This is a genomic window from Butyrivibrio sp. WCD2001, assembly GCF_000424485.1.
In the GTDB taxonomy this organism is placed as follows: domain Bacteria; phylum Bacillota; class Clostridia; order Lachnospirales; family Lachnospiraceae; genus Butyrivibrio.
In genome coordinates this window covers 222,702-238,634 of sequence record NZ_AUJZ01000004.1, presented here as the reverse complement: position 1 = coordinate 238,634, position 15,933 = coordinate 222,702, and the positions used below count along the sequence as shown (strand labels likewise).

General features: G+C 39.7%; 20 protein-coding genes. 19 read left to right on the top strand and 1 reads right to left on the bottom strand.

Features of this window, described 5'->3' with window-relative positions; translation table 11 throughout:
* The first annotated feature begins 20 nt into the window (after positions 1-20).
* The 12 genes from G630_RS24550 (at position 21) to G630_RS0104155 (ending at position 9,015) form a co-directional block, all read left to right on the top strand.
* Positions 21-191, top strand: a complete 171-nt coding sequence (locus G630_RS24550; RefSeq protein WP_155831932.1) for a hypothetical protein — start codon at positions 21-23, stop codon at positions 189-191.
* 128 nt (positions 192-319) lie between these two features.
* Complete coding sequence (locus G630_RS0104205) at positions 320-1,159, top strand: hypothetical protein (RefSeq protein ID WP_155831931.1); 840 nt, start codon at positions 320-322, stop codon at positions 1,157-1,159.
* 50 nt (positions 1,160-1,209) lie between these two features.
* Positions 1,210-1,872 (top strand): hypothetical protein, encoded by a 663-nt coding sequence (locus G630_RS0104200; protein WP_026497849.1) that lies wholly within the window; start codon positions 1,210-1,212, stop codon positions 1,870-1,872.
* Between the two features lie 19 nt (positions 1,873-1,891).
* A complete protein-coding gene (locus G630_RS24545; protein ID WP_155831930.1) occupies positions 1,892-2,053 on the top strand; it encodes a hypothetical protein in 162 nt (53 codons plus the stop codon).
* Entirely contained in the window at positions 2,019-2,660 is a 642-nt protein-coding gene (locus G630_RS20635) for a hypothetical protein (RefSeq protein WP_049946082.1), read from the top strand. The genes G630_RS24545 and G630_RS20635 overlap by 35 nt, the downstream gene beginning before the upstream one ends.
* A 92-nt stretch (positions 2,661-2,752) precedes the next feature.
* Positions 2,753-3,535 carry a hypothetical protein gene (locus G630_RS25305; RefSeq protein WP_242829899.1) on the top strand — a complete coding sequence of 261 codons (783 nt, stop codon included), beginning with the start codon at positions 2,753-2,755 and terminating at the stop codon, positions 3,533-3,535.
* 230 nt (positions 3,536-3,765) lie between these two features.
* Positions 3,766-4,533 (top strand): LytR/AlgR family response regulator transcription factor, encoded by a 768-nt coding sequence (locus G630_RS0104180; RefSeq protein ID WP_081667791.1) that lies wholly within the window; start codon positions 3,766-3,768, stop codon positions 4,531-4,533.
* A 149-nt stretch (positions 4,534-4,682) separates the two neighbouring features.
* Positions 4,683-5,954 (top strand): sensor histidine kinase, encoded by a 1,272-nt coding sequence (locus tag G630_RS0104175; RefSeq protein WP_196805748.1) that lies wholly within the window; start codon positions 4,683-4,685, stop codon positions 5,952-5,954.
* Between the two features lie 110 nt (positions 5,955-6,064).
* Complete coding sequence (gene fliD, locus G630_RS0104170; protein ID WP_026497845.1) at positions 6,065-6,934, top strand: flagellar filament capping protein FliD; 870 nt, start codon at positions 6,065-6,067, stop codon at positions 6,932-6,934.
* A 166-nt stretch (positions 6,935-7,100) separates the two neighbouring features.
* A complete protein-coding gene (locus G630_RS23335; RefSeq protein ID WP_049946081.1) occupies positions 7,101-8,093 on the top strand; it encodes a hypothetical protein in 993 nt (330 codons plus the stop codon).
* A 26-nt stretch (positions 8,094-8,119) separates the two neighbouring features.
* Positions 8,120-8,329, top strand: coding sequence for an excisionase (locus G630_RS20625; RefSeq protein ID WP_044958664.1), 210 nt, complete (start codon positions 8,120-8,122; stop codon positions 8,327-8,329).
* Between the two features lie 356 nt (positions 8,330-8,685).
* Positions 8,686-9,015, top strand: coding sequence for a DUF5688 family protein (locus G630_RS0104155; RefSeq protein WP_155831928.1), 330 nt, complete (start codon positions 8,686-8,688; stop codon positions 9,013-9,015).
* 37 nt (positions 9,016-9,052) lie between these two features.
* Here the strand turns inward: G630_RS0104155 and G630_RS0104150 are convergent, their stop codons facing one another.
* Complete coding sequence (locus G630_RS0104150) at positions 9,053-9,586, bottom strand: type III toxin-antitoxin system ToxN/AbiQ family toxin (RefSeq protein WP_026497843.1); 534 nt, start codon at positions 9,584-9,586, stop codon at positions 9,053-9,055.
* Positions 9,587-9,823: 237 nt separating this feature from the next.
* Between G630_RS0104150 and G630_RS25935 the strand changes: the two genes are divergently transcribed.
* From G630_RS25935 to G630_RS0104115, 7 genes are all read left to right on the top strand, one after another.
* A complete protein-coding gene (locus tag G630_RS25935) occupies positions 9,824-9,991 on the top strand; it encodes an excisionase (protein ID WP_442855936.1) in 168 nt (55 codons plus the stop codon).
* Between the two features lie 217 nt (positions 9,992-10,208).
* Positions 10,209-10,508 (top strand): hypothetical protein, encoded by a 300-nt coding sequence (locus tag G630_RS0104140; protein ID WP_026497842.1) that lies wholly within the window; start codon positions 10,209-10,211, stop codon positions 10,506-10,508.
* Positions 10,509-10,526: 18 nt separating this feature from the next.
* Positions 10,527-12,314 (top strand): GmrSD restriction endonuclease domain-containing protein, encoded by a 1,788-nt coding sequence (locus G630_RS0104135; RefSeq protein WP_026497841.1) that lies wholly within the window; start codon positions 10,527-10,529, stop codon positions 12,312-12,314.
* A 139-nt stretch (positions 12,315-12,453) separates the two neighbouring features.
* On the top strand, positions 12,454-13,551 hold the full coding sequence (gene ychF / locus G630_RS0104130) for a redox-regulated ATPase YchF (protein WP_026497840.1): 1,098 nt from the start codon (positions 12,454-12,456) through the stop codon (positions 13,549-13,551).
* A 167-nt stretch (positions 13,552-13,718) separates the two neighbouring features.
* Positions 13,719-14,627 carry a CPBP family intramembrane glutamic endopeptidase gene (locus G630_RS0104125; protein WP_026497839.1) on the top strand — a complete coding sequence of 303 codons (909 nt, stop codon included), beginning with the start codon at positions 13,719-13,721 and terminating at the stop codon, positions 14,625-14,627.
* A gap of 17 nt (positions 14,628-14,644) precedes the next feature.
* Positions 14,645-15,712, top strand: coding sequence for an SPFH domain-containing protein (locus G630_RS0104120; protein WP_044958661.1), 1,068 nt, complete (start codon positions 14,645-14,647; stop codon positions 15,710-15,712).
* Complete coding sequence (locus G630_RS0104115; protein ID WP_022761688.1) at positions 15,712-15,906, top strand: PTS ascorbate transporter subunit IIC; 195 nt, start codon at positions 15,712-15,714, stop codon at positions 15,904-15,906. The genes G630_RS0104120 and G630_RS0104115 overlap by 1 nt, the downstream gene beginning before the upstream one ends.
* Positions 15,907-15,933 lie beyond the last annotated feature (27 nt).

Sequence of the window (15,933 nt, the reverse complement as noted above, 5' to 3'; positions counted from 1 at the left end):
TCACGGAAGAGTATGGGGTTATGCAAGGATGGCAACTTATAAAATATACAGTAAATGAGGATCGTTATACCCTTTGCATCACCCTATATGCAGATAGTGTATTTGGTGTAGATGTATGTATTATGGGCAGAATGATCCTTTTTGTTGCACTTGGCGGATTTGCTGACACATGTGTTGCTCTAAGCACATAAAGAACATGTGCTAAGACCAACAGCAAGTAAGACTGTATGCGTAGCGAAGCAAGGATGCTAGTCGCACTTAGCGAACTTGTGAGCTTAGTAAGACTGTATGCGGAACGAAGTGGAGAAGGCGGTAGGCTATGTATGGATATGAGTTACAAATTAGAGGAAATACTGAATATTACTATAAACGCCTATATGACCTTAATGGTAATCATGTAGGGACTATCTCTATGTCCAGGCCAAGGAAAACGGGTAACAGCTCAAAAAAGAAGAAGCCGGCAATGTATAGCTTCAAGCAGGTTTCAGCACAGGTCTTAAGTGCCAAGACTTCCGCAAAAGCTGCTCAGGTTTCTATCGGGATCAGGATGAAAATCGGGAACCTACAGAAAAAGCTGAAAACCGGAGAGTACGATGATGAAGAGATTTTAAGAGCAATCCTGCATGCAGAAATGGTCCAGCGTGCCTGTGAGAAGAAAAAGAAAAACCTGAAGATGGAAGAAACTGCTGAACAGAACATGAACGAAGAATTGCCTTCTGAGCAGGAAAATCCACTAGAAAATGATCAGTCTGATGAAGAAATAAAGGAACTTGAACAGGAAGAGTTCGAAGCTCTTATGGAAAAGCTGGAAATGTCTGCTGAGGAGATGTATGAAGAGGCTGAGGAAACGGCTCAGCTAGATCAGGAGCTAGATGAGATGGCTGAGGCACTTTCAGGAGCCATGGAGCCGCAGGATCTTGAACAGCTAAAGGCTAAACACAGATCTGATGAAGCAAGGGATATCATGAAGGCTGACTTAAAATATCTAAAGGCAATGTTTGAAAGACTTCAGGCAGAAAAAGAGAATTTGGGGAAATCGTCAGTTTCATCAGGTTTTGATAGCGGTGTTTCGCTATCACTTAGCGGAGATGAGATGCCCGTGATGGTACAGGACTCTGGAATGACAGAAGTAGGTGGCATGGTTGATGCAGAAATATAGCTTTTTTATAACTAAATGATTAACAGATGTTAATAAAGGAGGTATTTGTTATGAGTACAGGATTAGTAGGAAACATTCAGAATACTGATTATTCAGTCATGAACACAGAAAACTATAGTTCTGAAAATGGAAAGAAAACTGACAGTGTTCAGGAAGTAGCAAGCGAGAATAAAGAATCTGCGGCAGTTTACGAGAAGACGGCTGAAAAGGATGCAGGGTTATATAGCATAAATAAGAAGTCACCTGCAGACAGAGCAGCAATAGTTCAGCAGATGAAACAGGCTGAAGAGGATCAGAGAAACAAGCTTCTGGAAATTGTCAGGAAAACATTGGAAGGTCAGGTTTCAGCTTTTGGAAAGGCAACAGATGACAGCTTTTGGAAAAGATTGGCTGGTGGCAATTTCAAGGTAGATGCAGCAACTAAAGCTCAGGCACAAAAGGATATTTCTGAAGATGGATATTATGGTGTAAAGCAGACTTCTCAGAGACTTTTTGACTTTGCATCAGCTCTTGCAGGCGATGATGTAGAGAAAATGAAAAAGATGCAGAAGGCTATGGAAAAGGGATTCAATCTGGCTACAGGTGCATGGGGGAGAGAGCTTCCATCCATATGTAATGAAACATTGAAGGCAGCAAACAAGCTTTTTGATGAGTATTATAAATCGAAGGAAGAGGAGACTGCAGCTACTACAGCAAATGCTACTGAGCAATAATCTATGGGAGGATCTGCTTATGGGATGGATTAAGAGCATATATGCGAAAGCAATAGCATTGCTGGAATCTTTTTTCTCAATGGAAAAGGATTCATATATCACACAAGAGCAGATTGAAGAGTTAGAAAGAGTATTGGAGAGTGCATATGAACATAAATGTACAGGGTTTAAAACTGTTTAATAATTTTTCCTCCAAGGCAGAACAGAACCGAATGGAACGGCAGCAAAAACGCGATAATCAGATTGCGTTTATCGAGAACCAAAAGCATAACCTCAAAAATATACAGTCTGAGTCCATTGAAGACATCAAGAAGAAACTTCAAATGATTGAAGACTATGATAATCAGATAGCTGCGGTTAAAGCGGAATACAACCATGAACAGGTATTTCATATGCTTGATGAGGCATGGGAGACCGGAGAGAAGATTGCTGAAGCAGCCAAGAAAGCAGCACCCAAGACACCCGAAGAGCGCAAAGAAGAGCTTATCGAAGAAGCAACCGGAGTGGAGAAGAGCGATGGACTTCTTGCGGATGTCATGGATGAATTTGAGGATATCGCTGATGAAATGGAAGAGATGGAAGAATCCATTGAGGAGATTGAAGAGAACCTTGAAGAAATGGATGAAAACATGGAATCAGTTGAATCTGTTGAAGATATACCAGAGGAAGATAAGCTGATTGCCGAAGAAATGGAAAATGATCAAAGCATAGATGGGAAGACTTTTACAGAACAGCAGAGGATGGAAGAACTAATGATGCACAGAAAAAGGATAGACATTAAGGTCTGAGACCTGGAATATGATGGATACAAGCTCTTTCATGAAATTATCAACTTTCATAAAAAGATTGCATCCACAGTGAAGCAAAGGAGGGCAAGGAGATGTCAACGATAAGAGACTCATTAAGTGGTAGTTATTATGATAAATCTGATTATGATTTCAGCGATTATAATCAGAATGCAAGCTCTTTTTTATCGGGGCTAAATATAAATACCAGCACAAGTGCAACAAGCCCTTTTAGTGTTTCTGATTATGCTATGCTCCGAAATGGCTCGTACAAAAAGCTTGTGAAAGCATACTATGCCAAGCAGAAAGCAGAAAATGCTGCTGCAGGTAAGGACTCGCATGCAAAGCTTACTTCTATGGCAAGTAATGCAGGCACATTGACGAAAGCTGCGCAGAATCTGATGAAGGACTCTCTTTGGCAAAAAAAGCAGAAGACTACTAAAAATGAGGAAACAGGTGAAGAGACAGTAACTGAAGAGTACGATTGGGATAGTATCGGCAAGGCTGTTAAGAGCTTTGTGGATAGTTACAACCGAACATTGGATGGTGCTGCAGAGTCAAACACCAAAGATGTGCTACGTTCTGCTACATGGATGATTAAAACAACTGAAGTAAATGAGGATCTATTAAACAAGGTGGGCATAAGTGTAGGAGCCAATAATAAGCTTGAGGTGGATGAGGATAAGCTTAAGAGTTCAGATATAAAAACACTAAAGACACTTTTCACCGGGTATAATTCGTTTGCGTCAAAGATGAGTGACAAAGGAAGGGCGATTACTAACGCAGCAGCAAGGGGTGGTGGATCGTATAATAGCCAGGGAAGATATTCGGATGCACTTTCATCGCTGTTGCCTTCAACTGTTGATAAGAAGGAATAATGTCCACTCATGACATAAAACTGACCATTCATAACATTGACCTATAGAGAGTGCTGGCATAATGTTATGATTAAAATATAGTTGAAATTCAAAAAGCTTACATGAAGAATCATGTTAAGCTTTTTGTTATGTCTATGGAGATAACTTTGTTGTTAACGGCATTATGATTGTTAGTTTTTTGATGATATGGATGTAATGGTCAATAAAAACGGAAAGTAGGTTCACATCTTATGGGGAAAATGTGTTTTGCAATCTGTGATGATGAAAAAGCAGTACGAGAATTACTTTACGGATGGCTTTCCGGAAGTGTGTATAACGCAGAAATAAAGGAGTATTCATCAGCTGAAGACCTCATAAAGGACATAGATTCAGGAACAAAAATAGATGTGCTTTTTCTTGATATAGCTATGGGTGGTACTGATGGAATTGAGGCAGCAAAAGCTCTGGGGGAAAGAATTGAAGAAAGTGGCCGCAGTATCAGGGCTTCAAGACCACTTATCATATTTGTCACAGGTATTCCAGACAGAATGGGAGATGCTTTTGGTGTAAGGGCATATGGTTATCTTCTTAAACCAATATCCAAAGCCGCATTTGAGTCTGAACTTCGAAGAGCAGTGGAAGAACTGAAAAAAATGGATGCCCAGATGATATGTGAAGCTACATATGAAGAGGATGCAGGGGAACAGTACACAACTATCCAGACAGGTGGAATAACAATACAGATAGCCATCAAGGATATTTTATATGTAGAAAGTAATGGCCGGAAAACTACTGTACATCTCAAAGGCAAAAACTATGAAGTGTATAAAAGAATGTCAGAATTTGAAGATGAACTGGGAAAAGAGTTTTTCAGAATACATAGAGGATATCTTGTGAATATGAACCATATCAGAGGGTACACAAGGACAGAAGCCATTATGGACAGCGGAGATTCTATTATTATTTCCAAATATAAATATGCAGATTTTGTTAAAGCATATATGGATCATATTTTGTGACGAGGTACTTGGTGTATATGTCAGAAGTGCAAATTAGGATAATAGAAGAATTTTATGGAGTATCAATAATTTTGATACGAGGCATATTTTTGTATTTTTTCATGAGCCTGTTTATAAAAAAAGAGGTCTTGAACAGTGTAAAGAGGATTGTGTTATCAGTAGTAATTACGATTGAGGCATTATGTCTGTATTCTCTTCCTTTCCCTGTAAAAGGGCTATTTACCGTAATAAGTGTTCTGACAATCGCAGCAATATTTTATTTTTATGACAAAAAAGCAATGCCACACATAATCTTTGTGTTTTTCCTCTGGCAGAACGTATATTATGTCTGGCATTTGATTAATACAGCAGCTTCTAATTCAATAACAGACATGGTCATAGGAAGTATAGATTATTCGCTGGAAGGAGCGATAGAAGAACTGTGGCTCAGGATGTTTTTGCTGATGCTTGCTCAAGTAATATTTATGACTGTCATGGTGTGGGGAGAATTTTTATTAATAAAAAGGATTTGTCCAGAACAGTATGATATGACCTGGACAGAAGCAGTCTATCTTTCAATCTACTCTGCGGTATCATATTTTATTTCATACATGATTGTAGATGTCATGGTTGTTCCGCTACAAAAGGAAGTATTTGTTTTGCTGGATGAAAAAAGAAGTCTAAGATACACCCTGCCAATTCTTGCAGTGCTTATATTTATAGGTGAATTATCAGCCATAGCAACCTGGCAGCGGTATAGGCGATTAAAGGAAGAAGATCTTTTGCTTCAGGAACAGGTGCAGGAGCAGGAGTTTCTGAGAAAAAAGATAGAATTTACTGAAAAACATCACGATCAGATCAGGACTCTGCGTCATGATATGGCAGGAAAGCTGATGATTTTAAAGAGTTTTATCGAGAATAATCGCTATCAGGATGCAAGTGATTTTTTAAGTGAAATGGATATAGAGCTGAATGCCAGTGGGGTGAAATATTCTACAGGTAATCCGGTTACTGATGTTGTAATAAATGAAGCGGCAACTCAGGCAGAAAAGCAGGGATGTACCTTTGAGTGTGAGTTTTCTTACCCTGAGGATAAGAGTATCAGTGCTATGGATATGGCTATTGTACTCAATAACCTTTTAGATAATGCATTGGAAGCGGTGGCATTGTTATCGGAAAAAGAACGATTTATTAAGCTATATGGGACTTCAAAAGATAACTTTTATCTGATAAAAGCAGAAAATTCTTATGATGGAACTGTTATACGTGACAAAGATAGCTCGATAGTTAGCAGGAAAAAGGAAAAAACAGATAACGGGCAGCATGGTATTGGGCTAAAAAGTGTAAAAAACATCGCAGAAAAATATCTCGGCGGAGTCAAAGTGGAGACTGGAAATAATACTTTTATCGTTACGGTAATGCTGCAGTCAAAAGAAAAATGACTATTCATTACATTAAACTGTCCGTTCGTTACAATCCTATTTAATTGTCTCATTTCATGGACGATACTTGAAATAGCAAAGGAAAAAGCTCCTTATGAGGAGGTGATCGCATGAATTTTGGGATGGATTATGTAGGCGCGCTAATGAGCAGGATCGGTGGTGCCGGCTCAGTTTGGAGTGGCTATGGAACGGGATCCGTAAGAAACAGTGGAAGACAACAGCTTACCAAAGGTCAGGCTGTTGCGCAGGCAAGCTATGCGGACACTTTTATGAAAATGTCCAAGGCAGAAAGACGAGAGGCTGTTGAATCAGGCACTCGAAAAAATACTGGAGCTTCTTCATCAGGCAGGTATGGAAACGCTGGAAATATCCGTTCAACGGGAAACAGCAATCTGTATAACAAGCTTTATGGTAGTTCAGCCAGAGCAAACAGTTCTGTGCTTGAGGGCGGTGTAAAGGCTGAGGCAGCCGGGAAGACACTTGGCAGCGATTATATCTACAGTGATAAAAATACTGATGAGCTGTATAACAGTGCAAAGAATCTTGTTGATGGATATAATGACATTGTTTCTCAGGCAAAGAACAGCACAGCTACAATTATCGGAACCAGAGCTACTGCCATGAAAAATGATGCTGCCGGGAATAAAGATGCTCTTAGTGAAATTGGTATCAGCTATAACAGCAAAAATGGAACACTAAGCATTGATGAAAAGAAATTTAAGGCAGCTGATAAGGATAAAGTCAAAAACCTGCTTGGACGGGAAGGTTCATTTGGTCAGAGAATCCGTTCTAATTCTACACTGATTCAGAGTGTGGCTGCGACAGCTGTAAGGAATAGTACAACCAGTGCTTATGGCAGCAATGGATTGTATGGGACCAACAGCCTTTATGGATTGATGAGTAGTTATGGGTTAGGAAGCAGCTATGGGCTTACCGGGAACTATGGACTTTCATCATTTTTAGGAAACTGGCTGGCGTAAGGAAAAATTACATAGATTAAAGCTACGGAAAGCGCTTTTTGAGCAGAGCACTTAGTGAGGTATTGCCGAACTTAGTGCGAGCCATGCAAGTTCACTTAGTGAGGTTTTTTCGAACTTAGTGAAGCTTGCAGTGAGATATTTGACAGAAGCTTAAGGAGGGCTCTATATGCGAATTGATCAGAGTGAGATAAACAGTACAGCGTCAAGATATTATGATAAACAGTACGGCCAAACGGGAAAAGGCAGCAACATGGGATTTGTTGGTCTTGTCGATAAAACAACAGAGAAGGAAATGACAACATATGAAGCTAAGGGAACAGTCAAAACTACAGATGGTAGAAGTATTGCTGTTGATATGAACGCCTCTATGGAACGATGCAAAGTGTCAGAAGTTTTTGTACCGATGGCTTCTCCGCTAGATGCGCTGTTTGATCCACTTATCATAAATACAGGATCAGACACTGCAGGGCTTAGTGATAAGAAATTCAAATTTGACCTGGATGCTGATGGAAAAGAGGATGAGATATCTACGCTTGGTGAAGGAAGCGGATTCCTGGCACTGGATAAAAATGGAGATGGCAAGATTAACGATGGAAATGAGCTTTTTGGAGTGAAAAGTGGTGATGGCTTCAAGGATCTTGCAGAATATGACATAGATGGAAATGGCTGGATCGATGAAAATGATGAGGTTTTTGCTCAGCTCAAAGTGTGGTACAAGACTGAAAACGGCGATGAGTTAAAGAGTCTTAAGGATGCAGGTGTCGGAGCGATTTTCCTTGGAGCAGAAGAAACAGAATTCAGAATGGATGGTGCAGATCAGGTTCTTGACGGAAAGATCCGGAAAACAGGCATGTTCCTAAAAGAGAACGGGGGAGCAGGGACTATCCAGCATGTGGATATGGCTATAAAAGGACGCGAGGCTGAACTATTATCGGATGAAGAAAAGCTTGATCAGTTAATGGAACAGATAAGAAACCAGAGTACTCAGAATCGACAGAGAAACAATAATAATACTAACGCTCAGAGGAGAGCTCAAAGAGCTGCCAGACAAAAGAAGCAGATTGAAGAGTATTACAAGAAAAAGGATTATCAGAAACAATTGACTGAGGAAGCTATTGAGCGTCGGGAAATGCTGGAGGAGCGAAATAAACTTGCCTGACAATTGATAGTATTCATGATGACTTCATGAAGACAAGAATCAATAAGACAATACGTATACAGCTGGGACTCGATAATATAGAAAGAGTAGATAAAAAAGAACGGTCGAAGCCTGACACATTGAATGTACCGATTTGGCATAAGACATCAATGACAGTAGAAGAAGCTTCTGAGTATTCCAATATAGGAATAAACAGAATAAGGGAATTATGTAAAGATCCGTTAAACAAGCCTTAATTATTTTTTACAAAAAAATTGGGAAGTAAAAAAAATCAAAACTTATCATTTCTGGTGTAAAATGGTGTAGATTTTATAGTAATAATGTTAAGAAATCCCTCAAATAAGGGAAAAAGGAGATAAAAAATGAAACTAGGAATCGAAAGACTTCTCCTTTATCACGTTTAGTTACATAAGGTCACGTGAACCGTTATTTCGCGATTGTTTGGAAACTATAATTACACGTTTCGCTACATAAATTCACATTAGAAAATGACAATTGGTGTAAGCCTGGTGTAGCGCTGGTGTATGAACTGTTAACCGGACATCATCACGCAGAATAATTGAATATTGATTTACATAAAGGGCAGTTGTTCTTGAAACAGAACAATTGCTCTTTTTCTTCGTCCAAAACCGGACACAACCATTATTCAATTCATAGGAAGGATAGCATTATCGGAGTGAATCTCAATATTACAAATCTTTATAAGGAGTATGAGGATGGAAAGGACTTTGACAGAGTTGTGAACGGTGCTGCGGAGGTAGCAGAGAATGCTCTTAGCAACAAGCCTGATTTTAACCTGGATGCTATTAGTAACTATGACATGATGAAGGATAAACTTGCCATAGAAGTGGTTTCAGCTGAAAGAAACAAGGGAATGATGTCTCTTAAAGACGAGAAATTATATGATGCTGTTGAGATATGACAAATATGGCAGAGTAAAAACTTACTCTGCAAAACACTCATTTCTTTTTATTTGCCTGCCATTTTGCCAAAACATCCTCAAGTTTTTTAAAGTCTAAACATCTTTTGCGGATATTGTTATTGGCTTTGTCAGAATTTATCATTTGATATAGCTTATTAGCCTTTTTGATGATTGCATCTTGATTCTTTTGAACCCAATCAAGTTCGTTGGCGCAAAGGTTTTTATAGGCTTTTGTTTCAGGGGAATCGTTCTTGTTGATTTTTATATTCATTTTCTTGACTAAGGTACTATCGACTGGAATCATATTATTGAAGTTCATAACGCCGATAAGTTTTTCGTCATGAAAAATCCTTGTAAAATCAATATCGTTTTTCATAGTGAGGTGCTTTGGCTTGGGATGATCTAAAGGGATACAGTATTGATGTTCACCACATATTACTACAACACCAACAAATGGTCGGTTGCTTTTATGAATCTGTGGTGAAACTGATTGTACTCTGTCATCGGCAGAATGGAGATTACGGACATATTTCATATCCATGGTGTAAAGATAAAGCTTTTCTTGATTCATATTCCTCCAAAATATAAGAAGGCTGCAACAAGTGCAGCCCTCATTCGCTTCCACTTAACGGTAGGATTCACCGCTTTAATAGCTCCCACTCACAGTAGGGTTCACTGCTTTTATAGCTCCCACTCACAGTAGGGTTCACTGCTAAGTTAAGATTATCATAAATCATATTTAAGTCAATATGACTTTGGGAAATTTCATAGACTTCACAGATTTTTTACATAGGGCAGCAAAAGTCGGATTCGCCTGGGTTACCAATTTGCCACAAAATCTTCAATGACTGTTGAAGAAGCTTTTGAGTATTCGAATATTGGAATAAACAGAATAAGGGAATTATGTAAGGGCACTTTGATGCAAAATCTCATTTCAGGTAGGAAGAAAAATATTGATAAAACGAGAAACGTTTGACGAGTATTTAAATAATGTGGAACTCATCTGACAGGTAACACAGGTTTTTTGATGTTATTCTGATAAAGGAATATAATGTAATCTGTATAGTTATTACTAATCATTTAGCTTTTGAGGGAGAAAAAATGAGAGAGTTGGACGGGGTAACTTTTCAGAAAGAAAATATGTATTCTGTATTTTGGATAGAGAATTTTTCAGAAGATATTAAAGGGGCTATGTGGTAATAATTGTTCCTAAAAAGAACAATACATATGTTTACGTGAACGAACTTTTAAATTCAGATATGGTACAAAAGCAGATTAAACAGGCGGTGAGCGGGTCTGTACAGGGTGTAGTTAATACTCAAGCTATTGCAAATTCAAAGATAGTTTTCAATGAAGAAATTGCTATAAAATTTTCAGAAATGATGCTTCCAACATATTCAAGGATAGAAAAAGCAAGAAAGGAAAATAGAAGTTTGACTGAACTTCATGATTTCCTGTTGCCATTATTAATCAATGGTAGGATTCATTTTTGATTATCGAAAGGGATTATTATGCATACAAATGACAGGGAAATAACAGAATTAATGAAAGATGTTGATGCTGGAAAAGCACAACTACCTGACTTTCAGAGAGGATGGGTTTGGGATGACAACAGGATTAAGGCGCTTATAGCAAGTGTTACAAGTAACTTTCCTGTAGGAGCTGCCATGTTCCTTGAATATGGTAACGATGACATTCATTTCAAATACAGACCGATAGAAGGAGCGGTTGTAGATGAAAAGGCTCCTGAAGAACTGATTCTTGATGGACAGCAGCGTTTGACATCTTTGTATTCTGCGTTGTATAGCTCAAAGCCAGTAAATACGACAACTGACAAAGGGAAAGCAATAAAACGCTTTTATTATATTGATATCGCAAGGGCAGTTGATAAAGAAACAGATAGACTTGATGCTATCATTTCTGTTCCAGAGACTCGCTTGGTTACATCAAACTTTGGTCGTGATATTGATTTGGATTTATCTTCTCCTGACAAAGAGTATGAGAATAAGCTGTTTCCACTAAATATCATACTTGATTATGCTAAGGCTTCTGAATGGCAGAATCATTATTATGAGAAGTATGACTATGATAAGGATATTATCCAGCAGTTCACAACATTCTTCCAAGATGTTGTTATGAAGACCATGAAATATAAGATGCCTGTCATCTGTCTTGAGAAAGATACACCTAAAGAAGCTGTGTGTCAGGTGTTTGAAAATGTAAATACGGGTGGTGTTTCACTTACAGTATTTGAATTGATCACAGCAATCTTTGCTATGGATGATTTTGAGTTGAGGAAAGATTGGGAAGAGCGTAAGAGTGCTCACTTCAGTGGTGATTTGCTAAATATACTTACTGCTACAGATTTCCTTCAGGCATGTACGTTGCTTTCGACATTCAAAAAAGGCGGTACGGTCAGCTGTAAAAAGAAAGATGTATTGAACCTCACATTGGATGAATTCAAGAAGTATGCAGCTGATCTTACAAGTGGTTTTGAAATGGCTGAAAAGATTTTACAGGAAGAAAGGATTTTCTCAAGCAGAGATTTACCATATACTACACAGCTTATTCCACTTGCAGTGCTTTGTACATTATTGGCTGATGGTAACCAAATCAAGACTACAAGTGTTAAGGATAAAATCAAAAAATGGTATTGGTGTGGCGTGTTTGGTGAATTATACGGCGGTGCTAATGAGACTAGATATGTTAATGATGTTGTGGGTGTGATGGACTGGATTAAGGATGATAATAGCTCCCCTAAAACAGTTCAGGAAGCATATTTTAACCCTACAAGATTATTGTCGTTGCAGTCTCGCCAGAGTGCGGCTTATAAAGGCATAATGGCTTTAATCTATAAGAATCACTGTAAAGATTTCATTAGTGGTGAGGAAATGGACTTTACGCTTTATAAGGCGGAGAGTATAGATATTCATCATATCTTCCCTAAAGATTACTGCGAAAAGCAGGGCTATCCAAGGGAGAAGTGGAACTCTGTAGTTAATAAGACACCAATTACTTGGTCTACTAATAGAGAGATAGGTGGCATTGCTCCTTCTCAGTATCTTTCAAAAATTGAAAGCAAGGGAAAAGCGTCTGCAAATGCGTTAGATGATTATATGAGAACTCACTGGATTGATGTAGATTGTATGAGGTCTGATGATTTCGATAATCACATTATTAATAGAGCGAAGATATTGCTGTCATCAATTGAAAAGGCTATTGGTAAAACTATATCAGGTAAAGATAGTGAAGAGACAATCGAAGCATTTGGCGCTAGTCTTAAAACAAATATACAGTAAGAGTCAAGGGGACGGTTCTTTTGACTCCCCCCTGACTCCCCAACATATTTTTTACAAAATGGTCCTGACATGGTAATATATATTCGCCGTGTTAGGGCTATTATTATGTATATTATTGTTTTAAAGGAGATAAATCACCATGAAACTAGGCATCGTCGGGCTCCCGAACGTCGGAAAGAGTACCCTTTTTAATTCACTTACAAATGCAGGAGCGCTTGCAGCGAACTATCCTTTCGCAACAATTGATCCTAATGTGGGAATCGTTGCTGTACCGGATAAGAGATTGCAGCTCCTCGGTGACCTTTATAATTCCAAGAAGGTAACACCTGCTACAATCGAGTTCGTTGATATAGCAGGTCTTGTAAAAGGCGCATCTAAGGGCGAGGGCCTTGGAAACCAGTTCCTTGCAAACATTCGTGAGACAGATGCAATTGTGCATGTCGTAAGATGCTTCGATGATCCCAATGTGGTTCATGTTGACGGTTCGGTTGATCCTGCAAGAGATATTGAGACAATCAACTTAGAGCTTGTTTTCGCTGATCTCGAGGTTTTGGAGAGAAGAATTGCCAAGACTACCAAGGCAGCAAGAATGGATAAGACAGCAGCCAAGGAACTTGAGCTTCTTAATAAAATTAAGGAAGTTCTCGAGGGCGGCAAGATGGCAAGAGAGCTCGAGCTTGATGATGAGGATGAGAAGGCACTTATGAATACCTACGACCTTCTTACCTGGAAACCGGTAATCTATGCAGCTAACGTTCTTGAGGATGATCTTGCTGACGACGGCGCTTCCAATAAATATGTAGCAGCAGTTCGCGAGCTTGCGGCAAAGTCCGGTAGTGAAGTTTTTGTGATCAGTGCTCAGATTGAAGCTGAGATTTCAGAGCTTGAGGCTGATGAGAAGGCTGAGTTCCTTGAGAGTATGGGACTTTCCGAGTCCGGTCTTGATAAGCTTATCGCAGCAAGCTACAGAACTCTTGGTCTTATGAGCTTCCTTACTTCCGGTGAGGATGAGACCAGAGCCTGGACCATCAAAATCGGAACCAAGGCTCCTCAGGCAGCAGGTAAGATCCACACAGACTTTGAGAGAGGTTTCATCAAGGCTGAAGTTATAAATTACGAGGATCTTCTTCGTGAAGGCTCACTTGCAGCAGCAAGAGAGAAGGGCCTTGTAAGAATGGAAGGAAAAGAATACGTCGTTCAGGACGGAGATGTAATACTATTTAGATTCAATGTATAAAAGGTATGAGTTGTACAGCGAAAGAGGCGTGATTGCGCCTCTTTTTATTTTGCCAAATTGGGAAGATAGATGTGTTGACTTTTGATGTATTAATGATATCATAATGATATCAGATAGATGAACGGTTTTGATTCCGGTTCGTCGGAAACAATAAATGGAGGTATGTTATGGAAACTACTCAGTATGACAACAAGACATTATTTAAATACCTTCGATGGGTATTTATCATTGCCTGGGTGATGCAGGTTGCAATATGGATGCTCTATCAAAACGGTGGAGTACTGCCGGGACAGCTTCTTATGTCGGTTATGATGTATGTACCGCTGCTTGCAGTCCTGATTTCCGGAGTTAAGCTCAGAGGGATGGGCTGGAAGCCAAAATTTAAAGGGAATATAGGAACACTGCTTTTTTCATGGTTTGGACCATATATTCTCACTCTGATAGGCGCGGTTTTATACTTTGCAATTTTTCAAAAGCACCTTGATCTGACAGGGCAGTACGTAATGGCTGCGTCAGGAGAAGCCGGAGAAGCTGCGATGAAGACGCTCGAAGCACAGGGACTTACCTATTCAACTTATATGCTGATCACATCTGTCGCTTCCGCATTTTATGCGCCGCTTTTAAATATGCTTGCAGCAATCGGTGAGGAAGTAGGCTGGAGAGGATATATGAATCCGGTTCTCAAGGAGAAATACGGTAGAACAAAGGGCATCATCATCGGCGGTATAATTTGGGGCATGTGGCACTGGCCTCTCATAGGCTTCATCGGATATGAATACGGCCCCAGCTATTTCGGATTCCCTGTTACAGGAATGCTGGTATTTTGCATATTCACAATTACACTTGGAATTTTGTGTGACATGGTTTATGAAAAGAGCGGATGTATTTGGTTTCCTGCAATTTTCCACGGATCAATAAATGCCGCAGCAACTATTCCGATAGCGTTATGTGTGCCGGATACCGGCAACTACAGGCTTTTAGGACCTGCACCAAATGGTGTTTTGGCCGGACTGCCAATAATTATCATTGCAATACTAATATTTAAATCAAGATACTTTTCAACAAGGACAGAATAATTCAGGAGGTGAATATTATGAATGAAAATGTAAAAGAAAAAGTTATAACCGGACATAAAAATGGAATGGCAGTAATGATAACAGTTACAGTACTGTATTTACTTGCTATTGTGGTGCTTGTGTTTTCCGCAATGGGACTTGACGGCGCATCGGTATACATAACTGCCGCATTAGGAGAAGGCGCTAATCTTTTGATTTTTATTATAAGCATAATTTACATATCAATCGGCTGGTTCCCTTATCTTGGACTTAAGGTTATTAAGCCCGGTGAAGCGCTGGTGCTCACGCTTTTTGGAAAATATGTCGGAACACTTAAAGAGGATGGATTCTACTTTGTAAATCCTTTCTGCACAGCTTTCAATCCTGCTGCTGATACAAAGCTTGGTCAGAGCGGAGATATCGCTGATAATAAGAAGATTGCAGGTATAACTATCAACAGCGGTGAAATGCAGCTCACAGGAGCAGGATCATCAAAGAAGATATCACTTAAGGTTATGACTCTCAGCAATTCCAGACAGAAGGTCAACGATCTTCTCGGTAATCCTGTTGAGGTTGCGGTTGCTGTTATGTGGAAGGTGACTGATACTGCAAAAGCAGTATTTGCTGTTGATAACTTCAAGGAATATCTCTCACTTCAGAGTGATACGGCTGTAAGAAATGTGGTTAAGCTTTATCCTTATGACATCACCGAAAATGTTGATACCACCGGTGACGGACTGGCTGATGACGGAAGTCTTCGCGGGTCCACGGAACTTGTTGCACGACGTATCAGAGATGAGATTCAGGTAAAAGTTGCCGATGCCGGAATCGAGATAGTTGATGCAAGAATTACCTATCTTGCTTATGCTCCCGAGATTGCAGCTGCAATGCTTCAGAGACAGCAGGCAGCAGCAGTAGTGGATGCCAGAAAGCTCATTGTTGACGGCGCGGTTGGAATGGTTGAACTTGCTCTTGAGAGACTTAATGAAAAAGAGCTGGTTGAACTTGATGAGGAGAGAAAGGCAGCTATGGTATCCAATCTTCTCGTAGTTCTTTGCGGAAACCATGACGCACAGCCTGTTGTTAACTCAGGAAGTCTGTATTAATGGCAGAGAAAAAGCAGGTCCCGCTTCGCCTGAGTGCCAAGTTGTACGATGCCATCGCTGCCTGGGCAGAGGATGACTTCCGCTCGGTAAACGGACAGATTGAATATCTTCTCACGGAATGTGTGAAGCAGAGAAAAAAAGACGGCAAATATGTTTCAGAACATTTAGATGAGCCGCCGGAACTTGATATTTAAACAAAGCCTTCCCCTCATCCGGCACTT